At 63.2% G+C, this 26,009-nt stretch carries 20 protein-coding genes and 1 tRNA gene; 17 read left to right on the top strand and 4 right to left on the bottom strand.

Annotated elements, in window-relative coordinates; all coding sequences use genetic code 11:
• Positions 1-315 precede the first annotated feature (315 nt).
• The 6 genes from SPHI_RS02160 to mnhG are packed head-to-tail and all read left to right on the top strand — an operon-like array spanning position 316 to position 6,328.
• Positions 316-3,213: a monovalent cation/H+ antiporter subunit A gene (locus SPHI_RS02160; RefSeq protein WP_269844734.1), complete on the top strand. Its 2,898-nt coding sequence runs from the start codon at positions 316-318 to the stop codon at positions 3,211-3,213.
• Complete coding sequence (locus tag SPHI_RS02155) at positions 3,213-3,551, top strand: Na+/H+ antiporter subunit C (protein WP_076743266.1); 339 nt, start codon at positions 3,213-3,215, stop codon at positions 3,549-3,551. Before SPHI_RS02160 ends, SPHI_RS02155 begins: the two co-directional genes overlap by 1 nt.
• On the top strand, positions 3,548-5,170 hold the full coding sequence (locus tag SPHI_RS02150; RefSeq protein ID WP_076743265.1) for a monovalent cation/H+ antiporter subunit D: 1,623 nt from the start codon (positions 3,548-3,550) through the stop codon (positions 5,168-5,170). The genes SPHI_RS02155 and SPHI_RS02150 overlap by 4 nt, the downstream gene beginning before the upstream one ends.
• Positions 5,167-5,655, top strand: coding sequence for a Na+/H+ antiporter subunit E (locus SPHI_RS02145; protein ID WP_076743264.1), 489 nt, complete (start codon positions 5,167-5,169; stop codon positions 5,653-5,655). The genes SPHI_RS02150 and SPHI_RS02145 overlap by 4 nt, the downstream gene beginning before the upstream one ends.
• Positions 5,652-5,933: a K+/H+ antiporter subunit F gene (locus SPHI_RS02140; RefSeq protein WP_076743263.1), complete on the top strand. Its 282-nt coding sequence runs from the start codon at positions 5,652-5,654 to the stop codon at positions 5,931-5,933. Before SPHI_RS02145 ends, SPHI_RS02140 begins: the two co-directional genes overlap by 4 nt.
• Positions 5,930-6,328: a monovalent cation/H(+) antiporter subunit G gene (mnhG, locus tag SPHI_RS02135; protein ID WP_076743262.1), complete on the top strand. Its 399-nt coding sequence runs from the start codon at positions 5,930-5,932 to the stop codon at positions 6,326-6,328. The genes SPHI_RS02140 and mnhG overlap by 4 nt, the downstream gene beginning before the upstream one ends.
• Positions 6,329-6,337: 9 nt before the next feature.
• Here the strand turns inward: mnhG and SPHI_RS02130 are convergent, their stop codons facing one another.
• Positions 6,338-7,885, bottom strand: a complete 1,548-nt coding sequence (locus SPHI_RS02130; protein ID WP_076743261.1) for an acyl-CoA synthetase — start codon at positions 7,883-7,885, stop codon at positions 6,338-6,340.
• On the opposite strand from SPHI_RS02130, the gene SPHI_RS02125 reads away from it, so the two are divergent.
• The 8 genes from SPHI_RS02125 to SPHI_RS02090 all read left to right on the top strand — a co-directional run bounded on the left by SPHI_RS02125 (position 7,850) and on the right by SPHI_RS02090 (position 18,942).
• Positions 7,850-8,755: a flavin reductase family protein gene (locus SPHI_RS02125; protein WP_233130613.1), complete on the top strand. Its 906-nt coding sequence runs from the start codon at positions 7,850-7,852 to the stop codon at positions 8,753-8,755. The genes SPHI_RS02130 and SPHI_RS02125 overlap by 36 nt on opposite strands.
• Entirely contained in the window at positions 8,722-9,660 is a 939-nt protein-coding gene (locus SPHI_RS02120) for a LysR family transcriptional regulator (RefSeq protein WP_083719641.1), read from the top strand. Before SPHI_RS02125 ends, SPHI_RS02120 begins: the two co-directional genes overlap by 34 nt.
• A 100-nt stretch (positions 9,661-9,760) precedes the next feature.
• Positions 9,761-11,005 carry an acyl-CoA dehydrogenase family protein gene (locus SPHI_RS02115; protein ID WP_076743259.1) on the top strand — a complete coding sequence of 415 codons (1,245 nt, stop codon included), beginning with the start codon at positions 9,761-9,763 and terminating at the stop codon, positions 11,003-11,005.
• Between the two features lie 89 nt (positions 11,006-11,094).
• Entirely contained in the window at positions 11,095-11,880 is a 786-nt protein-coding gene (locus tag SPHI_RS02110) for a thioesterase family protein (RefSeq protein ID WP_076743258.1), read from the top strand.
• A gap of 295 nt (positions 11,881-12,175) precedes the next feature.
• Positions 12,176-13,729 carry an alpha,alpha-trehalase TreA gene (gene treA, locus SPHI_RS02105; RefSeq protein ID WP_083719638.1) on the top strand — a complete coding sequence of 518 codons (1,554 nt, stop codon included), beginning with the start codon at positions 12,176-12,178 and terminating at the stop codon, positions 13,727-13,729.
• 129 nt (positions 13,730-13,858) lie between these two features.
• Positions 13,859-16,318 (top strand): TonB-dependent receptor, encoded by a 2,460-nt coding sequence (locus SPHI_RS02100; RefSeq protein ID WP_076743257.1) that lies wholly within the window; start codon positions 13,859-13,861, stop codon positions 16,316-16,318.
• Positions 16,319-16,495: 177 nt separating this feature from the next.
• On the top strand, positions 16,496-17,800 hold the full coding sequence (gene pncB / locus SPHI_RS02095; protein ID WP_076743569.1) for a nicotinate phosphoribosyltransferase: 1,305 nt from the start codon (positions 16,496-16,498) through the stop codon (positions 17,798-17,800).
• Positions 17,801-17,910: 110 nt separating this feature from the next.
• Positions 17,911-18,942 (top strand): SPL family radical SAM protein, encoded by a 1,032-nt coding sequence (locus SPHI_RS02090; RefSeq protein ID WP_233130611.1) that lies wholly within the window; start codon positions 17,911-17,913, stop codon positions 18,940-18,942.
• 19 nt (positions 18,943-18,961) lie between these two features.
• Here SPHI_RS02090 and SPHI_RS02085 read toward each other — a convergent pair whose 3' ends face one another.
• Together SPHI_RS02085 and SPHI_RS02080 are read right to left on the bottom strand one after the other, a co-directional pair.
• Positions 18,962-20,278, bottom strand: coding sequence for a serine hydrolase domain-containing protein (locus SPHI_RS02085; RefSeq protein ID WP_083719635.1), 1,317 nt, complete (start codon positions 20,276-20,278; stop codon positions 18,962-18,964).
• Between the two features lie 126 nt (positions 20,279-20,404).
• Positions 20,405-20,481: transfer RNA gene (locus tag SPHI_RS02080), tRNA-Pro, on the bottom strand.
• A 169-nt stretch (positions 20,482-20,650) separates the two neighbouring features.
• Between SPHI_RS02080 and lepA the strand changes: the two genes are divergently transcribed.
• The 3 genes from lepA to SPHI_RS14820 all read left to right on the top strand — a co-directional run bounded on the left by lepA (position 20,651) and on the right by SPHI_RS14820 (position 24,582).
• The gene (gene lepA, locus SPHI_RS02075) at positions 20,651-22,447 is read left to right on the top strand and encodes a translation elongation factor 4 (protein ID WP_076743254.1); all 1,797 of its coding nucleotides are present in this window, start codon (positions 20,651-20,653) and stop codon (positions 22,445-22,447) included.
• 436 nt (positions 22,448-22,883) lie between these two features.
• On the top strand, positions 22,884-23,633 hold the full coding sequence (locus tag SPHI_RS02065) for a hypothetical protein (RefSeq protein WP_076743252.1): 750 nt from the start codon (positions 22,884-22,886) through the stop codon (positions 23,631-23,633).
• A gap of 115 nt (positions 23,634-23,748) precedes the next feature.
• Complete coding sequence (locus tag SPHI_RS14820; protein ID WP_144036139.1) at positions 23,749-24,582, top strand: hypothetical protein; 834 nt, start codon at positions 23,749-23,751, stop codon at positions 24,580-24,582.
• 243 nt (positions 24,583-24,825) lie between these two features.
• On the opposite strand, the gene SPHI_RS02060 is transcribed toward SPHI_RS14820, so the two are convergent.
• Complete coding sequence (locus SPHI_RS02060; RefSeq protein ID WP_076743251.1) at positions 24,826-25,869, bottom strand: hypothetical protein; 1,044 nt, start codon at positions 25,867-25,869, stop codon at positions 24,826-24,828.
• Positions 25,870-26,009 lie beyond the last annotated feature (140 nt).

Here is a 26,009-nt window from a genome sequence, read left to right as displayed (position 1 = left end):
TGCGTGCGACGGTGCCGATAAGATGGTCGCAGATATCAACGCCGTCCGCATCTCTCCCGCACGTTCACGGGGGCAGCAACACGTTCTGGCGGCGTTGAGCTCATCTATCTTCCTTCCTCAGCGCATTAACGGCCGCCCAATGCCGGACGCGGAGCAGTTTCGCCTCCGCAAGCTACGTGCGGCGCTTGAGGTGCGCGATCGTATGGTGGCGCTGTAGGCGGTTTCGCGGTACCGCTCGCCAGCCCACCTTGTTGACGACAGGGAATCTTGCCAGCTCACGGGAGGCGGTGAATAGCGACGTCTAGTTCGGGCCTGTTGTGGCTAATCCTCATGCTGCCGCTGATGGGCAGTCTGGCTGTTGCACTGTTATCGACGGGTGCACGAAACGCCGCCGGGCTGATTGCCGGCGCAACCGCCTTGGCGGGAACAGTGCTTATCGGGTGCCTCTATCCCGTGCTCGCCGGCGGCCGCGTGCTCGAAAGCCGGATTGCGTGGTTGCCGTCGCTTGGCGTGGATCTCGTCCTGCGGCTCGACGGGCTGTCATGGCTGTTTGCCAGTCTCGTGCTCGCGATCGGCTTTCTCGTCGTCATCTATGCCCGCTACTACATGTCATCGCAGGATCCGGTGCCCCGGTTCTTTTCGTTCTTGCTCGCCTTCATGGGCGCGATGCTTGGGCTCGTCTTGTCCGGGAACCTGGTTCAGTTAGCCTTCTTCTGGGAACTGACGAGCCTCACGTCCTTCCTCCTCATTGGCTATTGGCATCAGAACGAAAGCGCTCGAACGTCCGCTCGCATGGCGTTGATCGTGACTGCGGCCGGCGGACTATGCCTGCTGCTGGGCGTCGTGCTGATCGGGAAAATCGTTGGGAGTTATGATCTCAAAGACGTGCTCGCTTCCGGCGACGCGATCCGGCAACACCCGTTATATATGCCGGCGCTGATACTGGTGCTGATCGGCGCCTTCAGCAAAAGCGCGCAGTTTCCGTTCCATTTCTGGCTGCCGCACGCCATGGCGGCGCCGACGCCCGTTTCTGCCTATCTTCATTCGGCAACGATGGTGAAGGCGGGAATTTTCGTGATGATCCGGCTGTGGCCGGTGCTCGCCGGCACGGACGCCTGGTATTACATTGTCACTAGTACCGGGGTCGCGACATTAGTCGTCGGTGCCTGGGCGGCGATCTTCCAACAGGACCTGAAAGGGCTGCTGGCCTATTCGACGATCAGCCATCTCGGGATTATCACCCTTTTGCTGGGGATCAGTAGCCCGCTTGCTGCGGTAGCCGCGATCTTCCACACGCTGAACCATGCCTTTTTCAAGGCATCGCTGTTCATGGCAGCCGGAATCATCGACCACGAAGCGGGCACGCGAGACCTGCGTCGCTTGAGCGGCCTCTACCGTTTCATGCCGATCACGGGTACGCTCGCCATGGTTGCGGCCGCAGCAATGGCCGGCGTCCCGCTGCTCAACGGCTTTCTTTCAAAGGAAATGCTCCTCGCCGAAGCGCTGGAGGATTACAACGACACCTGGCTCGATCAGGCGCTACCGTACCTGGTGTCGTTGGCGCTGGTGTTCAGCGTGCTCTATTCGGTCCGGTTCATTCACCAGACCTTCTTCGGCCCACGGCCCGAGCTTGGGCACACCCCACACGAAGCGCCGCACTGGATGCGCGTGCCGATCGAAGTGCTCGTTCTGGCCTGTCTGCTCATCGGGATCTTCCCGGCGATCACGATTGGTCCGATCCTTGGCCTGGCGGCGCATGCCGTGCTGGGGGACAGCACACCTGCGTACAGCCTCGCCATCTGGCATGGATTCAGCCAACCGCTGTTTCTCAGTGTGGTTGCGCTGGTGCTCGGCGCGGTGGGCTATGTGCTGTTCGCCGGCCGGTTGAACGCGATCAGCGCGCCGCCGCTGGTGGGCCTGCTAAAAGGGCGGCGCATGTTCGACGCTGCGCTCTACTTCCTGGTGGCGGGCGCACGTTGGCTGGAGACACGCACCGGCACCAACCGGCTGCAGCCACAACTACGCGTCCTCGTTATGGTCGCGTTGCTCGCCGGCGTTTTGCCGTTCCTACACTACGGATATTCTCTGGGAAGCCGGCACGGTACCGTGCTCGATCCGGGGTTCGGCATCCTGTGGGTGATCGGCGGCGTCCTTGCGATTGCGGGCGCGTGGCAAGCGAAATACCAACGGCTTGCGGCCGTGGTGCTCGTGTCCGGCGTGGGGATGGTAAGCTGCATCACCTTTGTCTGGCTTTCCGCACCCGATCTGGCGCTCACGCAATTGCTGGTGGAAACAGTCACCACGGTGTTGCTGCTGCTCGGCCTGCGCTGGTTGCCCAAGCGGCTGCCCGACGTATGGCCAGAGCGTCACACGCCAGCCAGCGTGCGGGTCCGCCGCGCGCGCGATCTTCTCATCGCCATCCTCGCCGGCGGGGGCATGGCGCTTGTATCCTTTGCCGTGATGACCCGCCCGCTGCCCGATACGATCTCCCGCTTCTTTATCGAACACTCCTACGCCGACGCGGGCGGCCGGAACGTCGTGAATGTCATTTTGGTCGATTTCCGCGCGTTCGATACGTTGGGCGAAATCACGGTTCTCGCGATCGTTGCGATCACGGTCTTTTCGCTGCTGCGCCGCTTCCGCCCCGCCGGCGAAAGCGTGCGCGGCCCGTTGCAGCAGCGTCGACAGGACGCCTTCGACGAGGCCGGTGAAGATAGAGAGCCCGGCGACACCCTGTCGGACTATCTGCTGGCGCCGCGCGTGATCATCGAGTGGTTGTTTCCGGTCATCATCGTCTTCGCGCTTTACCTGCTGATCCGCGGCCACGACCTGCCGGGCGGCGGGTTCGCGGCAGGCGTGACCATGTCGATCGCGCTGGTCCTTCAATATATCGCGGCCGGCACGAGAAGCGCGGAGTCGCGGCTGCGGGTGCGTCCGATGAATTGGATGGCGGGCGGACTTCTCGCCGCCGCCGGCACAGGCACGGCTGCAATGCTCTTCGGCTACCCGTTCCTGACCTCTTGGTTCCGCTACCTGGACCTTCCGATCATCGGAAAGGTCCCGATCGCAACGGCATTGCTGTTTGATCTCGGGGTGTTCCTGCTCGTTGTTGGGGCGACAGCGGTCATCCTCATCGCCATCGCGCATCAATCAATCCGCACGCCCCTCAGGCAGAAGGTAGCGCCTGTTGAACCCGCGCCGGAGCAGATCTGATGGAGCTTGTTCTCGCCCTTGGCATCGGGATCCTCACATCGTCCGGCGTGTGGCTGATCCTTCGCCCGCGCACATTCCAGGTGATCCTCGGCCTGTCCTTGCTTTCCTATGCCGTGAACCTGTTCATCTACGCGATAGGCCGACTGAAAGTGGATGCCCCGCCGATCGTCGGCGCAGTCGCCGGCGCAGCCAGCCAGTATGATGATCCCCTGCCGCAGGCGCTGGTGCTTACCGCGATCGTGATTTCCTTTGCCATGACGGCTCTGCTCCTGGTCGTGCTGCTTGCCTCGCGCGGGATTACCGGCACGGACCATGTCGATGGGGACGACGGCGAATGAGCGGGGATTGGGCTCGCCACCTCATCATCGTCCCGGTTCTGCTCCCTCTCGTGGCCGGCGCTGCGATCCTGCTTCTCAAGGAGCGTCACGCATTGGCGAAGCGCGTCGCGGCGCTGGGCACTGCCACCGTGCTTCTTGGCGTATCGATCCTGCTGCTGGTACAGGTGGCTTCGGCCGGCTTCGCAGGGCATCGTGCCACCACGGCCTATTTGGTCGGCGACTGGCCTGCTCCTTTCGGGATCGTGCTGGTCCTCGACTGGTTGTCGGCATTGATGCTGGCGCTCACCAGCACGCTTGGGCTGACGTCCCTCATCTATGCAACGGCGCGCTGGGATAGAGCCGGCCCGCGGTTCCACTCATTGTTCCTGTTTCAGCTGATGGGGCTCAATGGTGCCTTCCTGACCGGCGATTTGTTCAACCTGTTTGTCTTCTTCGAAGTGCTGCTCGCGGCGTCGTTCGGCCTGCTGCTGCACGGGTCGGGCAAGGCACGGATCAAGGCGGCGCTTCATTACGTCGCGATCAACGTCGCCACATCGCTGCTTTTCCTGATCGGTGCCGCGTTGGTCTACGGGGTAACAGGCACGCTCAACATGGCTGACCTTACTGACCGCATTCCCGCAGCGGGCGCAGACGACCTGGCGATCCTGCAAAGCGGGATGGCGGTCCTCGGCATCGCCTTCTTGGTCAAGGCCGGGATGTATCCCCTGGGGTTCTGGCTCTCGCGCACCTATTCTGCGGCCGCGCCGCCGGTCGCCGCGCTGTTCGCGATCCTGAGCAAGGTCGGCGTGTACGCGCTGCTGCGTGTTTATCTCCTGCTGTTTGGCGGAGACGACGGGGGCGCGGCGAATTTTGGAGAGGAATGGCTGCTGTTCGGCGGAATGGCGACCATCGTCTACGGCATGATCGGCGTGCTCGCCGTTCGCACCCTGAAGCGGATGGCCGGCTATTCGCTGATCATCTCCGCGGGCACGCTCCTCGCTGCGGTGGGCGCGGGGCAGGGGGACGTACTCGCGGGGGCGCTATTTTATCTGGTCAGTTCCACCCTTGGCGTCAGCGCCTTTTACCTGCTGATCGAGTTGATCGAGCGGCGCGAATACGATCCGCTGATCGCAGGTGAGCCGGTGTTCGATGATGAATATGCGGGCGCGCCTGATGAGCTTGAGACAGAGGTGGGGGTTGTGATCCCGGCCACCCTTGCGATCATCGGTGGGGGTTTCGCCTTTTGCGCGCTGCTTATCGCAGGCTTGCCGCCGCTGTCCGGCTTCATTTCCAAGTTCGCGATGATCGACGGGCTGCTCAACCTCGGACAAACCGTCCCACCGACAAGCTGGTTGCTGATCGCGCTTATTATCGGTTCGGGGCTCGCCATCCTCGTCGCGACCAGTCGAGCCGGCATTGACCTGATCTGGGGACCGTCCGACATGCCGACCCCCGCCCTTCGCGTGAGCGAAGCCGTACCCGTGGGGCTTTTGCTGGCGGTCTGTCTGGGGCTGATGGTCTTCGCCGGCCCGGTGATGCGGTATATGGAGCGAACCGGGCAGTCGCTGGCTGACCGAAAAGGCTATGTGGAAGCAGTGCTGAGGGTGTCCCGCACGCAAGCGCGGGCTGATCGGCCATGATCCGCTTGATACCCCATCCGTTTCTCGGGCTGGCGCTGCTTGCCTTGTGGTTGCTCCTTACCCAGTCTGTTTCGCCTGGACAGATACTGCTGGGCGCTGCGGCATCCTTGATAGGTATGCAGGCATATGCTGCTTTGGACGCTGGACCCTCCGGCCGGCTACGCGTGCGGCTGATCTTCAAGCTGGCCGGGCTGGTTGCCGCGGATATCGCACGATCAAACCTGGCGGTTGCGGCAGTCATCCTGTTTCGACAGCCTGATCGCGTTGCAGGGTTCATTCGGGTGCCGATTGCGCTGAAAAACCGTCAGGCGCTGGCAATGCTCGCGTTGATCGTCACGGCCACGCCCGGCACCCTTTGGGTAGATTTCGATCGCCGCAACGGCACCCTGTTGCTCCATGTGCTGGACCTGGTCGACGAGGAAGTGTGGGTGCGGCTCATCAAGGATCGTTACGAAGCATTGCTCATGGAGATATTCGAGGCATGACAATGCTGGCGCTCGCCCTTGCGATCACCGGTGCGCAGGTCATGCTTGGCTTGGCGATGATGTGCGCGGCCTATCGCATGACCGCCGGGCCGCGGGCGCAGGATCGCGTGCTTGGCCTCGACACCTTCTTCACCAACTCAATGCTCTTGCTGATCACTTTCGGCATTCAGACAGGACGGACGCTATATTTCGAATCCGCCCTCACCATCGCACTGCTCGGATTCGTCGGCACGGTCGCACTATCCAAATTTCTTATGCGCGGTGAGGTGATCGAATGATCCAGGCGCCTGATTTACCGCTCTGGTGGTCACTGATCGTCGGCCTGCTCGTGCTCGCCGGCGCGGGCATGACACTGGTGGGTTCCGTGGGTCTGCTGCGGCTTCACACGTTCTTTGATCGAGTTCACGCCCCAACGCTGGGGAGCAGTCTTGGCGCGGTGCTGATCGTCCTGGCATCGATCGTTTGTTTCTCCGTGCTAAGGACGCGGCTCTCGATTCATGAAGTTCTGATCGTTCTGCTGATCACCTGCACAACGCCGGTCGCCTTCATGCTTCTTGCTAGATCCGCATTGTACCGTGCCCGTGCCGAGCGATCAGCCAAGACGAGCGAAACGACCGATGCCGAACCGAGCGATTTGCCGCCGGGGAGTGGCGACAGCGACCTTGCGCGATAGAAGCCAACCCTAGCGCTCCGGGACCAGGTCTCCCGCCGCGAGCATGTCTCGCAGCGTACGCTTGAGCACCTTGCCCGACGCGTTCTTGGGTAGTTCGTTGATAAAGGCGACCGCCTTTGGCTTCTTGTAGCTGGCGATGTTATCGCGGCAGTGCTGGATCAGTGTGTCGGCACAGGTACGCACGCCGCTGCGTGTGGCGATGACCGCGACGATGCTCTCGCCCCAAACAGGGTCTTCCATGCCGACCACCGCCGCTTCGAGCACGGCGGGATGGCGGTATAGCACTTCCTCTACTTCGCGCGGATAGACGTTCTCGCCCCCGGTTACGATCATGTCCTTCTTCCGATCGACGATCGTGAGATAGCCATCAGCGTCCCAGCGGCCCACATCCCCGGTGTGAAACCAGCCGTTGGTGAAAGCTTTCGCGGTTGCTTCCGGGTTGCGCCAGTAGCCGCTCAATACCTGATCGCCCTTCACGACGATCTCGCCCTCGGCCCCAACCGTCACGTCGTTCATTGCTTCATCCACCACGCGCACGCGCGCCAGCAGCATCTGCCGCCCAACCGAATTCAGGATCGGCAATCCTTCGTCGATCGCGCGATCGTGCTCGTCGGCCGTGAGGAACATGACGTTGCCGGAAAGTTCGGTCATGCCAAAGCCGGTACCGAAGCGTACTTGCGGCCATTTCTCCCGTGCACGCAGCAGCACGGCGGCTGGCATTGCCGACGCGCCGTAGCCGACGTTCCGCAGCGACGAGAGATCGAAGCGCGGCATCGCGGGATGATCGAGCAGCAGCGCGATCATGGTCGGAGCAGCGGCCGTGGAGGTGATGCGGTGACGCTCGATGATGTCGAACAATGCTTCGGGCACGAAGTTCGGCAGGATGGTCAGCTCCGCCGCGCGCAGGTGGTTCACTACCATGCCGTAGCCCGCGACATGGTACATCGGGAAAGTGAGCAGATAGTGCGAGTCTGGTTCCTTGTCCCAACTCGCCAGGCTGTTGAGCACGGCCGCCATGACGTTGCGGTGCGTCAGCATCGCTCCCTTTGGCAGGCCGGTGGTTCCTGAAGTGTAGAGCAGCCACGCCATTGCGTCTTCGCTCGGCGGCGATGGCCGTTGAGGGGCACCAGTGGCGAGCAAGGCATCGAAGTCCGCCGCATCCTCCTGCGCTCCGCCGAGGGCAATCAGATGGACGACGGAGGGGATCTGGTGTTGGATCGTGCGGATGGCGCCGAGATATTTGTCTTGCACGATAAGTACGCTGGGCGCGGCATCGTTGATGATCCACGCGAGTTCGGCCGGTGCAAGACGGTAGTTGAGAAAGGTAAGTGTCATTCCGGCGCCAGGCACGCCGTAATAGCATAACGCATATTCCAGGCAGTTCTCGGCCAGAATCGCGATCCGATCGCCGGGCTGCGCGATGCGGAGCAATGCATTGCTCAGGCGCCAGCAATCGTCCCTTAGCTCGGTGTAGGTGATCGCACGTTCGTCGAGCCGAACCGCGACACGATCCGGCGCCCGGTGCGCCGCCTGCACCGGGACATCGCTCAGCAGCATTCATCCTCTCCTGTCTCGCGCAGGCAAGGACCGAGTGTACATCATCTCTCCACGCTTTCAACGGCGGGTCAAAAGGCATCCGGCCACATCGAACGCTGGCCGCGCGAGCATCCAGAGGTGGCCTCCTGCGGTTCGAATGCGTGCTTTGGCGAGGCAACGGTGGGGCAAATCACCGTCGGATCTCTTTCCTTTGAACGAATTTGGTGGGACGGCTGGGCCATGAAATTCGTCATGGCCGATCTGCCGCCGCGGCAGCGCTACAAGCTGCTCGTTTCCACCGTAACGCCGCGGCCCATTGCCTGGGTGACGACGCGGGGCACCAACGGCGTGGTCAATGCCGCGCCCTACAGCTTCTTCAACGCGATGGGTGACGATCCGCCCCTGCTGGTGCTCGGTTTGCTCAAGGACGCGAGCGGCACGAACAAGGATACCGCCACCAACATCATTGAGACGGGCGAGTTCGTCGTGAACCTCGTATCCGAGAACGACGCTGAGGCGATGAACCAGTCGTGCGTCGACGCGCCGCGCGACGTGAGCGAGATCGACTATGCCGGCATCGCGACCACGCCGGCCGAGCGCGTGGTGCCCCCGCTGATCGCCACCGCGCCGGTGAGCTTCGAATGCATCAGGCGGGAGCTGCTCGAGATCGGGCCGCGACAAGTGATCGCGGTCGGCGAGATCGTGGTGACGCACATCCGAAACGAGTTCATCACGGATCCCGACAAGCTGCACATCGACACCGCGGCGATGCTGCTGATCGGCCGGATGCATGGTGCAGGCACGTATTTGCGCAACAGCAATACTTTTACCATGAAGCGGCCGACGTTCGATCCGGCGTGGCGCGGCGACCCCATGGGAGAGAAACGATAAGGCCGATCAGCCGCATCGATTTAAACCTGCTCGGCACCTTCGAGGCGATCTACACGCAGGGCGGGGTGACGGCGGCCGCGCGGCACCTGCATCTGTCGCAGTCAGCGATCAGTCACTCGCTGGCGCGGCTGCGTGTCGCCTTTGATGACGAATTGTTCGTGCGGGTGGGTAATATGATCGTGCCGACAGCGTTGGCACGATCGATCATCGATCCGGTGCGGGACGCGTTGCAAGGGGTGGAGCAGGCGCTGGTCGCGGCCGGGCGGTTTGATCAGCAGACGTCGATCCGCGCCTTTCGCATCGGGCTCCGCCAAGCGAACGAGGCTCGGGTATTCGCCGGGATCGTGGCGCAGGCGGTGCGCGACGCGCCGGGCGTGACCGTGGCGAGCGTCAATTTCCGCCGAAGCGAGGTGGCCGAAGCACTGGCACGCGGCGAACTCGACCTTGCGATCGACGTTGCCAGCAACGCCACCGCGGGGCTGCGTGCGACCGCATTGCAGACCGACACAATGGTGGTGGCGGTGCGCCGTAAACACCCGCGCATCGCCGGAGCGATCGACCTTTCGACCTATCTTGCCGCCGATCACGTACAGGCCTCTCCGCGGCCCTCCGGGCCCGGTCTGGAAGACGAGGGGCTGGTAGCGTTGGGCGAGAGGCGGCGCGTCGCGATTCGATGCCAGAATATCTGGTCCGCGTGGCAGATCGTCGCGCAATCCGACCTCATCCTGACGTTGCTGGGCACGCATGCGGCGGCATTGCTGCCGGTCGCCGACAACCAAGTCCTGCCGCTCCCATTCGAGATCGCACCGCGGCCGCTGCAGTTGCTGTGGCATCCGGTGGCCGAGCGGGACCCCGGTAATATCTGGCTACGCCAGCTTGTTCGGGAGCAGATCGCGAGCGGATAGGTCATGAACCGCGCTCATGGCGCCGATTGGAGAAGATCATTACCGCCGATGGCCGGAGCCGCGTTACCAACCAGGGTCTTCAGCATTAGGTGGGCTTGCCATGTCGAACATCTTCACGATCCCCGAACTCGACGATCTGCGCATGTCGGAGGGCGTTCGTCCTCTGTTCGAGGCGGTGAAGGCGTTCATCCGCGACCATGTCGATCCGATCTACCCGGAGTTCGAGCGGCTCGGCGAAGAGCGCCAGGATCGCTGGAGCTTCGCGCCGGAACAGCTCGAACTGCTGCAGGGCGCCAAGGACAAGGCGAAGGCCGCGGGCCTGTGGAATTTCTTCCTGCCCAACGCCGAGACAGGCGAGGGGCTGTCCAACCTCGACTATGCCTATATCGCCGCCGAACTCGGCAAATCGCCGCTTGCTTCCGAGGCGCTCAACTGCTCGGCGCCCGATACCGGCAACATGGAAGTGCTGGAGCGTGTCGGGACGCCCGAGCAGAAGAAGCAGTGGCTCGAGCCGCTGCTCGCCGGCGAGATTCGCTCGGCCTACGCGATGACCGAGCCTGACGTCGCCTCGTCCGACGCGAAGAACGTGCGTTGCGCAGCGCGCCTTGAAGGCGACGAATGGGTCATCAACGGCGAGAAGCACTATATCTCGGGCGCCGGCGATCCGCGCTGCAAGGTGATGATCACCATGGTGCGCACCAATCCCGACGCGCCGTCGTCACAGCAGCAATCGCAGATCCTGGTGCCGATGGACGCGCCCGGCGTCGAAATCCTCGGCGCGATGGAGGTGTTCGGCAAGGACCATGCGCCGCGCGGGCACATGCACTTGCGCTTCAACAACGTACGCGTGCCGCGCGAGAACATCCTGCTGGGCGAAGGGCGCGGCTTCGAGATCTCGCAGGTTCGCCTGGGGCCGGGGCGCATCCACCATTGCATGCGCACGATCGGCAAGGCCGAGGTCGCGCTCGACCTGATGGTGAAGCGCGGCACGTCGCGCGAGGCCTTCGGCCGCTCGCTGATCATGCTGGGCAAGAACATCGAGCTCGTCAGCCGCGCGCGGATCGAGATAGAGGCGATGCGGCTGATGGTGCTGAAGGCTGCCAAAGCGATGGACGTGCTGGGCAACCGCGAGGCGCGCGTCTGGGTAAGCATGGTGAAGGCGATGGTGCCCGAGAAGACCTGCCAGATCATCGACCAGGCGATCCAGATCCACGGCGCCTATGGCATGAGCCAGTTCACACCGCTTGCCGAGCTCTACGCCGATGTGCGCCACTTGCGCTTCGCCGATGGCCCCGACGAGGTGCACCACATGGTGGTCGGGCGCAACGAACTGGCCCTACACTGATCCGCCAGAGCTGGCGTAACCGAGAGGCGACAGGCGGGGCGTTGGGGAATAAGACCGTTCCCCGACGCCTTGCTTGTGGGGGAGCCTGAATGACCGATGCCATCTTCGTGCGCGATGGCGCAGGGTTTGTCGCGAGCCGTTATGCCGCGGGCCCGTGGCATCCCGATTTGCAGCATGGCGGCGCGCCCTCGGCACTCGTCGCCTGGGCGGCGGAGCAGGTGCCGACCGCCGGGCCGATGCGCGTCGCGCGCGTGACCGTGGAGCTGCTGCGTCCCGTGCCGGTCGACCGGCTGGAGGTGGAGACTGAAGTGATCCGCGACGGGCGCAAGATCCAGCTCGTCCAAGTGCGACTGCTCCACGCGGGCAAGGAAGTGACGCGCGGGATCGTGCTGCGCGTGCGGATCGCCGACGAGCCGCTCCCCAGAGGCGCCGGAATTGCAGGCGGGCCGGGGTCGCCCGAGGACGTAGCACCCGACACGCAATTCCAGCGCGATCTTCCCCCCGGCGTCAATTTCGGCGCCAACTTCGACATGCGGCGCATTCGCGGCGGGTTCGGGCAATTAGGGCCGGGCAAGATGTGGTTTCGCCAGCATCGGGCGCTGATCGCGGGCGAGCCGCAGACACCGGTGACCCGCGCCATGGCGGTTGCGGATTTCTCCAACGGCATTGCGCCAATGCTGCCGTTCGACGCATGGACGTTCCTCAATGCCGACCTCACCGTCAGCCTCGCACGTGCGCCGGAGGGCGAGTGGATATTCTCCGACGCGGAAACGTGGCTGGGTGAAGATGGGGCGGGGCTGGCGATGACACGGCTGGGTGACAGCCGCGGTTGGTTCGGCAGCGCGGTACAATCACTGCTGATCGAACGACGGTAGGGCGGGCTCGATCGGGACGGCTGTCTTCATCCGGGCGATCGGCAGCTCGCTGGCGATGAACGCTGATCATAAGTTATCTGAGCGGATCAAGAATGGGCGGAGCCAAGGTTTCTATCAAACGCGCGGCACGTCTTGGAACGGGCATAGTTCGAGGCACACGCCTGTAGGAGGCGCCAGTGTGGCGAACGGTGCGCTCCAGAGGTGTTGGTGAGCGCGTTAAGCGCGCTCATCCAGTCGCCGGCTTGTGTCCCTGAGCTTCGCTCGGCATGCCGGCTCCATCTGACGAGGGGCGACGATGAAGCTTTGGCAATCGGTGGTGTGGGCGTCGGCAGTCGCCTCGGTGTTGCTCTCCAAGCCCCTGGTGGCGCAGCAATCTCCCGCGGACCTGTATGGCGATCTGTTCCGTGCGGTGCAGACTGGGCGGCTTTTTCCTGACGGGAAGACCTTCGCGGACGCGGCGCCGAAGCGTGCGGCCGGCGCGATCATGGCGGATTACCGACGCGAACAGCCCAGTACGCCCGAGGCGCTGCGCTCTTTCGTTCTGGCCAATTTCACGGTTCCTGGCGTCAACGACCGCGGCGAGGCGGACCTTCGCAAGCATATCCGCAATCTCTGGCCAATGCTGGTACGCCAGCCGGACAAGGCGGCGGCAGGATCGTCGCTGCTGCCAATGCGGCACCCTTATGTGGTTCCGGGTGGGCGCTTCCGCGAGATATATTATTGGGACAGCTACTTCACGATGCTTGGGCTTGCCGTCGATGGGCAGCAACCACTGGTCGAATCGATGCTGGCGAATTTCACCGACACGATCGAGCGCTACGGGCATGTACCGAATGGTATGCGCAGCTATTATCTCGGACGCTCGCAGCCGCCTTTCTATGCGCTGATGCTGGACCTCTCGAAGGACACGGACACGGCACTCGCCGCCAGGCGGCTAGCAGCGCTGAAGAGGGAATATGCCTATTGGATGAAGGGCGCATCCTGCCTGGATGCGACGGGGGCATGTGCCCGTGTCGTGCGAATGCCGGACGGCACCTTGCTCAATCGGTATTGGGATGACCGTCCTCTGCCGCGTGACGAATCTTTCGCGGAGGATGTGATCACCGCCAAAGAGGATCCCGCGCGTTCGTCTGAGGTTATGTACCGTCATCTGCGTGCCGGCGCGGAGAGCGGCTGGGATTTTAGCAGCAGGTGGCTCGACGATCCGCGCCGCCTCGCCTCGATCCGCACCACCGACATCGTGCCAGTCGATCTCAACAGCCTGATGCTGATGATGGAAGAGGCGATCGCGAAGCGTTCCGTGGCTGTCGGAGATCGGCTGGGCGCGGCCGAGTTCACGAAGCTGGCGGCGAAGCGCCGGGCCGCGCTGGACCGATACTTCTGGATCGCGGAGGAAGGACGTTACGCCGATTGGGACCGGGCGACCGGCAAGGAAACCGGGCGGGTGTCGGCGGCGATGCTGTTTCCGCTGTTCGCCGGTGCCGCCTCGCCGCAGCAGGCCCGTGCGGTGGCAGCAACGGCGCGGCATGAACTGCTGGCTGCCGGTGGGCTGCGGACGACGCCGATCCGCACGGGGCAGCAATGGGACTCACCCAACGGCTGGGCGCCGCTGCAATGGGTTGCGATCGCCGGATTAGAGCGTGGCGGCCAAGGCGAGCTTGCACGCGAAATCGCGAAGCGGTGGTTGGAGACGGTCGCAACCACTTACGCCGAGACGGGCAAGATGCTGGAAAAATACGACGTGGAGGAGCGGAAGCCAGGCGGTGGCGGTGAATATCCGACCCAGGATGGCTTCGGTTGGACCAACGGAGTGACAAGCGCGATCCTCGAGCACTTTCCGGACATATAAAGCCGAGCCTGACAGGAAAGGCAGGTGACATTCTGTGCGCTTCGTTCATCACCTGCCTAGCCGACGTTTTGCGATCGGAAAAACAGAGGCGCGGCAAGCGTCCGATCAGGGAATGGGAGAGGAAGAACGATGCGTATCACTGCGTCCGTACTCGCGCTGGCCGTGGCCAGTCTTGCCGCTCAAACCGCGGCCGCCCAGGACGCGGCCTCGGCGACCCCGTCCGGCGCGGCGGATCAGGGGGTTGATAGTGCCGCAGAACCGGGCACTCCGGCCGCGGCCGCCGATACGCGAGGTGCTCAAAGCGGCAGCGAAGTCGGCGAGATCATCGTGACCGCGCAGAAGCGCGAGCAAAGGTTGCAGGATGTGCCGATCGTGGTGTCGGTGCTGAGCCAGCAGCAATTGGAGGATGCCGGCGTCCGCGACATCAAGGATTTGCAGACGATCACGCCCGGCCTCAACGTCACCTCCTCAACCAGCCCAGCACAGACATCGATTCGTATCCGTGGCGTCGGCACGGTGGGTGATAATCCGGGGCTGGAGAGCTCAGTCGGGACGATCGTCGACGGCGTATATCGCGCACGAAGCGGTGTGGCGTTCGGTGATCTGGGTGAGCTGGAGCGAGTCGAGGTGCTGAAGGGGCCGCAATCGACCTTGTTCGGCAAGAATATGTCGGCGGGCGTGATCAACGTCGTCACCGCGGCGCCAAGCTTCAATCCGTCAGCCGAGTTCGTCGGCAGCTACGGCAACTACAACGCCTGGACGGTGTCGGGCGCGGCAACCGGCGGGCTGATCGGCGATACGGTGGCGGGGCGGATCTTCGCGTTGAAGCGCGAGCGCGACGGCTTCTGGAAAGTGCGCACCGGCGCTGGGCCGCGCACCAGCGACCGTGCGGACAATGAGAACAACTGGACGGTGCGCGCGCAGCTCCTCGTCCGGCCGACCGATACCATCGACGTTCGCTTGATCGGGGACTGGTCCGAGCGTGACGAGGATTGCTGCGTCAACGCACCGAGCATCCCGGGGCCGACCGGTGCCTTGGTCGATGCGCTGGCGGCTGACGAGGGGACGCTGCGCAACGGCAAGCCGTTCGACCGCGTGACCTATGCCAACCGTCCGACCGATTTCCGCATCCGCGACCGCGGCGTCTCGGCACAGATCGATTGGGAGCTGGGCGAGGCGTTCAACCTGACGTCGATCAGCGCCTATCGCTATTATAAGTCGAACAGCGGCGTGGATGTGGATTATTCGTCGGCCGACATCTGGTATCGCAATTCGGACGGCAACACGAACCAGTTCAAGGTGTTCTCGCAGGAAGTACGGCTGGCGTACAATAGCGAGCGGCTGAACTCGATCCTCGGCATCTTCTATGCGGACGAACGGCTGGAGAGCCGGCAGAACACCAATTTTGGGACGGCCTTCGAACCCTATTTCGGGTTGTTGCTGTCGGGCGGGCGCAATCCCAACGCGGTGTCGGCGCTGACGGGGCTGCCGGTGGGGAGCAACTTCCTGCCGAATAACGGGCAGAACGATTATCACCGGCACCGCGCATCGTCGCTGGCGATCTTCACCGATCATACGCTGACGCTGGCCGAGGGCCTCGATCTGACGCTGGGGCTGCGCTACACCGACGAGGTGAAGCGGGTGACCTCGCTGTACCAGAACAGCGCGCCCGGCAATGCCTGCGCCGCAGCGATCGCGCGCAACCTGACTGGCGCGGCGCTGAGCGCGCTCTGCTCGCCGACGGCGGACCCAGCGTTCAACGATGTGACGACGCGGCAGCGGCGGCCGGAGAACCGCTGGGCGGGATCGGCGAAGGTGCAATATCGCTTCTCGCCGGCGTTGATGGCCTATGGCTCCTACGCGAATGGGTTCAAATCGGGCGGCTTCAATCTCGATCGCGCGAGGCTGGCGCCGGGGGTGATCAACCCGGATACGAGCTTCGCAACCGAGACGGTGGAAAGCTACGAGATCGGCGCCAAGGCGACGCTTCTGAACCGGCGGCTGCTGGCGAACATCGCCGGCTTCTACCAGACCTATGAAGGGTTCCAGCTGAACACCTACACCGGCGTCAGCTTCGTGGTGACGTCGATCCCCAAGGTGACGTCGAAGGGCGTGGACGTCGACTTCCTGTTCAACACCGGCATCCAGGGGCTGACGCTGAACGCCGGCGCGACCTATGCCGACACCAGGTTCGGCGATTTCCCGCCGCCGCTGCCGAACCTGACGCGCCTGTCGGGCAACCAGCTGCCTTATGCGGCGAAGTGGAACGTAACGGGCGGGTTCACGTCCAAGCAGCCGATCAACGACGACTTCAACTTCCTGGCGTCCGCGTCACTGAAATGGTCATCGAGCTACAATACCGGATCCAACCTCGATCCGCTCAAGGTGCAGCAGCCGTTCGCGGTGCTCAACACCCGGATCGGGATCGAGCCGGCGAACGAGGCATGGACGCTGGAGGTCTGGGCGCAGAACCTGACCAACTCTGATTACTACCAGGTGATCGTCGATCAGCCGCTGCAATCGGGAACCTATGGCGCGTTCCTGGGCCAGCCGCGGCTATATGGTGTGACGGGGCGCGTGCGGTTCTGAGCCTCACCGGAGCGGGGCGGCACATGCGGCGGCCCCGCTCCTGAGTTGGTACGTGCTCGGCGTCAGCGATTGAATGATCGGATGCGCGGGTATTCTTGATTGCTGCCGCCCGCTGACGACCTGACCGATGCGCCTTTCGGTGGACACTTTGCTTCTGTGCCGGTGTTTGAACCGATCATGCCTGTTCCCGACATCGCCACACGCGTTTACAATCATGGCTGGCGGCTCGATCCGGTGGTGCGTAGCCTGCTGGACACCGACTTCTACAAACTGCTGATGCTGCAACTGATATGGCATCAGCATCCCGACGTAACCGCGACCTTTTCCTTAATCAATCGGAGCAGGTCGGTGCGCTTAGCCGAAGTCATCGATGAGGATGAGCTTCGCGAGCAACTAGATCACGCCCGAACGGTGCGATTTTCTAAGAAGGAACTGATCTGGCTTGCCGGAAACAGCTTCTATGGAAAGCGGCGGATGTTTGCGCCAGAGTTCATAGCATGGCTCACTGACTTCCGACTCCCCGAGTATGATCTGCGCGAGGTCGATGGCCAGTTTGAGTTGCACTTCCATGGGCTTTGGACGAACACCACTATGTGGGAGATCCCGGCGCTGGCGATCGTCAATGAACTCCGCTCGCGCGCTGCCCTCAAGAACAAGGGGAGATTCGAACTCGACGTTCTTTATGCGCGCGCAAAGGCCAAGCTTTGGGAAAAGGTCGAGCGGCTACGCCATATTCCGGACCTCAGGATTTCGGACTTCGGCACACGCCGGCGCCACGGTTTTCTGTGGCAGCGCTGGTGCGTAGAGGCGCTGAAGGAAGGACTGGGTGATCGCTTCATCGGCAGTTCAAATGTGCTGCTCGCGATGGACAATGATCTGGAGGCGATCGGCACCAACGCGCACGAATTGCCCATGGTACTGGCCGCGCTCGCCGATGATGATGCCGGCGTAGCGGCTGCGCCATACCGCGTGCTGGAGGAATGGAGTGGGCATTATGACGGCAATTTGCTGATCGCCCTCCCGGACGCGTTCGGCACGACTGCCTTCCTGCGAGGCGCCCCCGACTGGCTTGCCGATTGGACGGGATTCCGGCCTGACTCGATGCCGCCCATTGCGGGCGGCGAGCAGATCATCGACTGGTGGCAGGCGCACGGGCGCGACACGGGCGAAAAGCTGCTGATCTTCTCCGACGGGATGGATGTGGACAGCATCGAGGCTACCTATCGGCATTTCCAAGGTAGAGTTCGGATGAGCTTCGGCTGGGGAACCAATCTCACCAACGATTTCCGCGGCTGCGATCCGGCGGGTGGGGACGGGCTGGAGCCGATCTCGCTTGTCGCCAAGGTCACCAGCGCCAACGGACGTCCGGCCGTGAAGTTGTCCGACAACCCCCACAAGGCGACGGGTCAACCGATGGAGATCGAGCGGTACCTGCGGATCTTCGGGCATGATGGGCGAGTATCGACAGCGGTTGCCGTCTGAATTGGCGACAGACGTGCTGATCTGAACAATCTCTGCGCCTCGGCCGTTCGGCTGCGATGCCGAGGCTTGATCCGCAAGCAGTCACTGCAAAGCCTTGGCTGCCGCGCCGGGTGCTTGTTACACGCTCGGCACGCGACTGGGGGCATGGCCGGGCGATACTGGACCGTGCGTCTCGGCTGGGTGCGGAGATCATCGAACTGCCGGGTGACCGGCTGTCGCTACCCGCGCCGGAGGATCCTCGGCGTGCTTATGCGGATGCCAAAGCAACACTGGCCGTCGTGGTCGCGCCACCGTCGAAGCGCCGGTTACAGCCAATCGCACCCAGCGCTGATTGGCGCGTCGACCTTGCCGAAGGCTGCCCGGCGCATTGCAGCTATTGCTATCTCGCCGGCTCGCTCAAAGGCCCGCCGATTACGCGAGTGTACGCTAACCTCGACGAGATTCTGAATGGCCTGCCGGCCTATATCGGGCAGGGCACGATAACCTCGCGGCAGGCGGGGCGAATGCACGAAGGGACGACCTTTGAAGCGTCGTGCTACACGGATCCTCTTGCGCTGGAGCCGCTTACCGGCTCGTTGTCGGCGACAATCACTTGGTTTGGGCAGTGGCAGGCGAATGCGCAATTGCGCTTCACCAGCAAATTCGCAGACGTCGAACCGTTGATCGGGATCGATCATGCCGAGCGTACGCGTATGCGCGCGTCGGTCAATCCGCCGATGTTCGCTCGGTTCGAAGGCGGGACGTCTCCGGTGGCAGCCCGCCTGTCGGCGCTGAGGCGAATGGCTATCGCGGGCTATCCGGTGGGGCTCACCATTGCGCCGATCATCGCCGCCGAAGGTTGGGAAGCTGCCTATGCCGCGTTGATCGAGGACGCCGCCGCCGCACTCAACGATGTGCCAGCGCTTGATCTCACCGTGGAGTTGATCACCCATCGCTTTACGGCCGGTTCTAAGGCCGTGCTCGACAGCTGGTATCCCGGCTCCGCTCTCGACATGAGTGGTGCGCTTCGCACTACCAAGCGCACGAAGTTCGGCACTGAAAAACAGGTCTATGATGCGGCGACCATGCGCATGTTACGACGCTTCTTCGAGCATCAGATCGCCGATCGTTTGCCGGCCGCGCGCATTCTCTACTGGACGTGAAGGCGTTGCCAACGATGTGTTACCCGTGAGTGCCTCTCGCCCCGACGGCAGAACGCTGGGATGAAGGGGCGGGAAGATCGAGCCAATCGGTTGCAGGCAGCCCGTACAGCATGTCGAAGAACTCAAGCTGGAGCCGCGCGGCCGTATGCCGGTTGCTGTTCCATAACAGCGCGATGCCGCTCTTGTCCGCCGGATCGAACAAGACAAGCGAGCCATATCCATCGACTGAGCCGCGGTGACCGACCAGATGGTGGCCTGCATAGTCGAAGCTTCGCCATCCCAGGCCGTAGGATGCGTTGGTCAGCGCACGATCCATCGGCCCACGTCTTCCGCGCGGCGGCGTGGGCACTCTGGGGCGATGCATGGCGTCCAGCGCTATTGGTGAGAGGGTAGTGGGGGCGCCGCCCATCTGCGCATTCATCCAGCGCACCAGATCTCGAATAGAGGAGTTCACACCGCCTGCTGCGGGGATGCGGTAATAGCTGTCGTTTACGGTCGCTGGCACCTTCGCCAGATGATGCGGTCGCGCCCAGCTTGGCGCCGCCTGCAATCCTGCGCGGCCGATACTGCTGTCGGCCATTCCCAACGGGGTGAACAAGCGGGCCTGGGCGACGGCCGCGTAATCCTGACCGGTGACGCCGGCAACGATCTCCGCTGCGGCATCATAGGCGATGTTCTGGTAGGCGTAACAGGTGCCTGGCGGGCAGAGGGGGGGCAACGTGCCAAGTGTTGAACGCAAGTGGCGGGGATCTTCGCCGGCCTCGAGCCGCTTGTCCCATGCGTTACTGACCAGACCAACCTGATGAGCGAGGAGGTTGGCGACCGTGACGCGCCGCGCATCTCCTGGCAGTGTCAGTGAGGTGCGCATCGTCATCAACGGCGCCTCCAGCGACAGCCGGCCATCCTCGGCAAGCTTGGTAACCAGCGCCGACGCTATGCCTTTTGACACCGATGCCCAGCGGAACACGGTGGAGGGCGTGACAGGATCGCCCGATCCGGAAAGTGTCTCGCCATAGCCGCGCAGAAAGCGAACATGACCGCGCTCGATCGTGCCGACCGCAAGACCCACCATGTCGGGTTCCTGCATCAGGCGGGCAATACGTTCGTTCAGGCGCTGATAATCGACACGCGGGGGCGGGGGGCGAACAGCGTCGGGCAACAATTGGGAGGTGGCGATCCTGCCTCCTTGAACCTCCTCCTGCTCCGCGGCAGTTGCAAACAAGCTGACGCCGGCGAGCGCCGCGGCAGCGGTGATGCCCAGCGCGATGCGTCGGCTGCGTGTGCGCCCCTTGTTCGTTCCCCGTCCGTGCACTCGCGTCCCGCACCCTGTTGCCATGGCGGATAACGACCATGAACCCGTTTAGACCTGTGTCCCGAGCCGCTCCATGCCGATGCGACACGCTGCGGGCAACCGGCGCATGGCCTGTGCCGCCGGGGGGCGATTATCTCGACATGGAATGATTGGTCGGGGAAAGAGGATTCGAACCTCCGGCCCCTGCGTCCCGAACACAGTGCTCTACCAGGCTGAGCTATTCCCCGACCAGGGTGCCGCGCGGCGAAACCGGCGACAGGCGGCGGCTTATATCAGCGAAATTGGCGGCAGCAAGAGGCTATTCCATGCCTTTTTGCGGAGCCTTGTGCGGATGCTTTGGCAAGTGGCGAAGGTGGTGCTAACGCGCGCGGCACTCTCTTATTCTGGCAGAACTTCGTGGCGACTGAGCTTTCCAAGATCCGCAACTTTTCAATCATTGCGCATATCGACCATGGCAAGTCGACGCTGGCCGACCGGCTGATCCAACGCACCGGGGGGCTGACCGAGCGCGAGATGTCGGCGCAAGTCCTTGATAACATGGAGATTGAAAAGGAGCGGGGGATCACCATCAAGGCGCAGACAGTGCGCCTGGAGTGGAAGGGCCATGTCCTGAACCTCATGGACACGCCGGGGCACGTCGACTTCGCCTATGAGGTGAGCCGCAGCCTGGCCGCGTGCGAGGGCGCGCTGCTCGTCGTCGATGCGGCGCAGGGCGTGGAGGCGCAGACGCTCGCCAACGTCTACCAGTCGATCGAGCACGACCATGAGATCGTGCCCGTCATCAACAAGATCGACCTGCCCGCGGCCGAACCGGAGAAGGTGAAGGCCGAGATCGAGGAAGTGATCGGGCTCGACGCGAGCGGCGCGGTGCTCGCCAGCGCCAAATCGGGCATCGGCATCGAGGAAATCCTCGACGCGGTGGTCGAGCGGATCCCGGCGCCCAAGGGCGACGCCAATGCGCCGCTCAAGGCGATGCTGGTCGACAGCTGGTACGACCCGTATCTCGGCGTCGTCATCCTGGTGCGCGTGATCGACGGGACGCTGAAGAAGGGCCAGCAGGTAACTTTCATGCAGGCCGGCACGCAGCATCTGGTCGACCGCGTCGGATGCTTCCGCCCCAAGATCGAGCAACTGACCGACCTCGGCCCCGGTGAGATCGGCTTCATCACCGCGCAGATCAAGGACGTGGCGCAGGCGCGCGTCGGCGACACGCTGACCGACGCCAAGCGCCCCGCGGCCGAACCGCTCGCGGGCTTCAAGGAAGTGCAGCCGGTGGTGTTCTGCGGGCTGTTCCCGGTCGACGCCAACGACTTCGAGAAGCTGCGCGAATCGATCAGCAAGCTGCGGCTGAACGACGCATCGTTCAGTTTCGAGATGGAGACGAGCGCGGCGCTGGGCTTCGGCTTCCGCTGCGGCTTCCTGGGGCTGCTCCACCTGGAGATCATCCAGGAGCGGCTGACGCGCGAATATGATCTGGACCTGATCACGACAGCGCCGAGCGTGGTGTACGAGATCGACCTGACGCATGACGGCGGGCGGATCGAGCTGCACAACCCGGCCGACATGCCCGATCCCAACAAGATCGAGGCGATCAGCGAGCCGTGGATCGAGGCGACGATCTACGTCCCCGACGAATATCTCGGCAGCATCCTGAAGCTGTGCCAGGACCGCCGCGGCATCCAGAAGAACCTGACCTATGTGGGCGGGCGCGCGCAGGTGACGTACGAACTGCCGCTCAACGAAGTGGTGTTCGACTTCTACGATCGGCTGAAGAGCATCAGCCGCGGCTATGCCAGTTTCGACTATCACCAGATCGGCTATCGCGAGGGCGACCTCGTCAAGATGAGCATCCTGGTCAACAACGAGGCGGTCGACGCGCTGAGCATGATCGTCCACCGCGGCACCGCCGAGACGCGCGGCCGCGGCATGTGCGAGCGGCTGAAGGACCTGATCCCGCGCCACATGTTCAAGATCCCGATCCAGGCAGCGATCGGCGGCAAGGTGATCGCGCGCGAGACGATCGCCGCGCTGCGCAAGGACGTGACCGCGAAATGCTATGGCGGCGACGCGACGCGCAAGCGCAAGCTGCTGGAGAAGCAGAAGGAAGGCAAGAAGCGCATGCGGGAATATGGCTCGGTGAGCATCCCGCAGGAGGCGTTCATTGCGGCGTTGAGGATGGGGGATGACGCCTGAGGCTAGGGAGGTGATCGCGTAAGCGATCGCCGAGCTAGACGAAGACCAGCGGCATCCCCGGCCGACGACCGCCCGGGCCCGCCGGGCGTGTCGATCGACGACGCGGCTTTGCCGCGGCGGGGCTGCTATGCGCGCAATGTCGGTCATTCGATGGACGTGCTGCCGACCGCAATAGCTTCCTTTCGCTTGGATTGATGCCAATGTGCGAAATTAAGTGTTGGACTGCGGCATGATATGCAGGTGGGCTAGGCTGTTGTTTGGGCAGCCTGATGCGTCAAGACCGCCAAGGGCCTACCTCGACCTCAAACGCCTCGATTGGCCCTACCCCGAGGTGCAGAAGATCCGGGACTCGATCGAGCAGCAGGGACGACTTGCCGCGGCTCAGGCGAGCGGCGAAAACGTGGTGGCGCTGCGAGCATAAGGGACGACCAGGCTGATGAAGGACGAGGACTACAGTCAGCGGAAAGGGGTTGCCGACGAGCCGAACTGGCAGGAGTTCGTGCAGGGCTTGGGCGGCGGCGAGTTGGTAGCGCCGCTGATAGCGCGGCAAGGCGTCAAGAACGCTGACTTCTTGTTCCGGCAAGCACGCGTCGTTGCCGAACTGAAGGTCCTTGAGACGGAGTTCTTGGATACGGAGAGTATACGTCAGAAGGTGGCGGATGCTTACGCTCGCCATGTCGGAGCAGACCCGGACGACCAAGGATCACCACTGCGGCGCGAGCTTTTAGGGATCATTAGAGCGCCGCTGCAACGCATCATCAATAAGGCGAACCGTCAGATCAAGGAGACGAAGCAGGAACTCGGCCTCGTGGGATGGCGCGGCATCATCATCATCGTGAACGACGGCTTCCGCGGGCTCCCGCCGGGCTTCGTGATGGGTTTGATCGCCAGCATCTTGGACGGAAAGAGCTACAGCAGCACCGACGGCTTCATCTATCAGACGAACCACTACGTCGAGCTCCCCGACAACCCTTACGCCGTTCTCCTCTGGGCGCCGCTGTACGACTCGAAAGCAGGCGACGACCTTGTCCACTTTGTGAATGAGTTGGGTCGAAACTGGCGGATTTTTTCAGAGGCTAAGGACGGCCCGTACGACTACAGCGGTGAGCAGGAGACGATCGACCTGGCGAGCGCGTTGGTGGTGACATGTCCAGGTCGCCAGCGCCGATATACGGGAGATGAATGACTGCTCACCCGCTTATGTTTGCAGCTCTAGCAGCACGAAAGCGGTCAGGTGAATGGCGATAATGTAGGGCAATCCAAGCCTAGCGAGCACCAATGAGTGGCGCTACGTCAATGCAATGGCTTGGATCAGAAAAAACCTTGGCAAGACATTAGCAGCTTTCGTACTTGTTTGGTTGGCGGGCTGCGCGACATGGGTGTCACTGCCGACGAAACCCCAGCTTGGTCAATTAGCCGAAGGTGAACAAAGTGTGCCAATCGGCTTCGAAGATCCAGCTGTTCAGGCCAATCGAATTGCATCGCAGGCCAACGCGATTGCTTACAGGCAGGGCATTGCGGCTAGCATCGGAGCCGTAACTGGCATTCTTACGCTGTTATCGGCCGTTGCCGCCGCGATATATGCAAGGGCCGCTGCTGGCGAGTCCCGGCGTAGCGCCGACATAGCCCAGCAAGCGCTAGTCGCGGGCGAGCGAGCGTGGATTTCTGTGCATGTGACTCCAGAAGGGCCACTTAAACTTTTACCGCATGGTGGCCTGTCGTTAGAGATCGGCGTCCACATCAAAAACATCGGAAAGACACCTGCGCTTAACGTCTACACGGATGTCGATGAAATTCACCTCGGATTAGTTAACCCACCCGAACGCGCTGGCGCGTTTGCCAAATCGAAGCGCGTCGTCAATACAACGGCAAGCAGGCTCTTACTGCCGGACCAGCAGTATGTGAGACTTTGGATTCCTGGCGCAGAGGGCGCGACCAATGAATTTCCTCTATTTCCGGTGCTTGTAGGATGCGTGACCTACCAGATATTGCCGGATGGCACGCTGCATCAGACAGCCTTTGCGATGATGATTACTCGTAAAGACGAATCTGAGTTGCTGTCGTACGAACCTGGAATAGAGATTCCGCAGGAGCAACTCGAATTTCTACACGTCGCGGGTGCCTTTGCTGACTAGCTCAGCTATAAGCGCTAAAAGGTGGATTACTGGCTACTAAACAAGTGTTTAACGTTTTACTGCGAAAGTTGGTGGACGCACTTGGACTCGAACTTAGGACCTGCTGATTGAGAGCCAGTCCGCACTCGGCCGAGTGCCATCCCTCCACGCGCCGCGGCAAAGCCGCGTCGTCGATCGACACGCCCGGCGAGCCCGGGCGGTCGTCGGCCGCGCGGCGCTTCCGAGCCGGTCGCTAGGCTTCGCCTAGCTCCCTGAAGCGGCCTTGAAGCGGCTCCAGCTCTCCTCCGTCCCGCACGCCTCCCACAAGGCCTGGCCCTCGGCGATCATCCGCTGCGCCTGCTTGCGGGCCTGTTCGCGTTCCCTGGCCGTGTCGCCGCGGAACACCTCGCCGCGCCACGCGCAGGTCGGGTGTACGTCGCGCGCTGGGCCGGGGCGCTCGCCGGCGGCTTTCCAGGCCTGGCGGCGCAACCTGTCGAGCATCTCGCTGAGCGGGCCGGGCTCTACCTCCATGGCGTGGATCGGCAGCGCACCGTCCTCGTCCGGCCAGTACAGGGGAATGAGGTCCTGCCGCATGCCGCAGTTTTGGATCAGCTCGAAATAGCAGAGCTGGCGCAGGTAGAGGTCGGAGGCGACGATGTCGCCCTCGCGGCGGGCGCAGCGTTCGGCCAGCACCTTGTAATAATAGGTGCTGACCATGTTTTCGAGCCACTTGTTGTTGTCCAGCTTCGCCTGCTCGGCGGCGACCCTGGCCTTTTCGGCATCCTCCTTCGCGCGCTCGCGGCAGGCGGGGCAGCCGTCCTGCGCGGCCTCGCGCGCGAGCGTGTCGGGATGCTTGGTGCCGGGTGGGAGCGCGGCGGGCTTGCCGTAGCGCTCGGGCTGATGGTGCTTGAGCACGAACATCAGCAGGCGATCATTGTACCAGCGGCGCTCGCCGACCTGCTCGCCCTTGTGGAAGACGGGGACGGGGACGCCTTCGATCGCGCGCTCGAAGGCGATGTCGGTGAGGCGCTGGACGCCGCTGGCGAGTGCGGCTTCCCAGGCGGCGCGGAAGCTGTCTGCGCCCGGCTGGCGGCGGAGGTAATAGGCGCCGACCGTCCTCATGTTGATGCGGCGTGCGGCGGCGGTGACCGAGCCGGTTTCGGCCAGCGCGGCGATGAAGGCGCGCTGCCGCTCCGCCGTCCAGCCGTCGTAGCGGTATTTGCGGGGGACGGGGGTGAAGGCGAGCGGATCCGCGGATGGGGCGGGCTGGGGCTCGGGTGCCGGTAGGGCGGGGATCCACTGCTGCATGGCGTGGAACGTACCGCGAACGGGGGCGTGTAGGACAGGGGGGCTTGGGCCTTCGTCACTCCGGGCTTGATCCGGTGTCGCGCTTCTTGTTTTAGCGGCGGGGCGAGGCAGCGGGACCCCGGCTCAGGGCCGGGGTGAGG

Source organism: Sphingomonas jeddahensis (assembly GCF_001981525.1).
GTDB classification, from domain to species: domain Bacteria; phylum Pseudomonadota; class Alphaproteobacteria; order Sphingomonadales; family Sphingomonadaceae; genus Sphingomonas; species Sphingomonas jeddahensis.
This window is presented reverse-complemented; position numbering and strand designations above follow the sequence as displayed.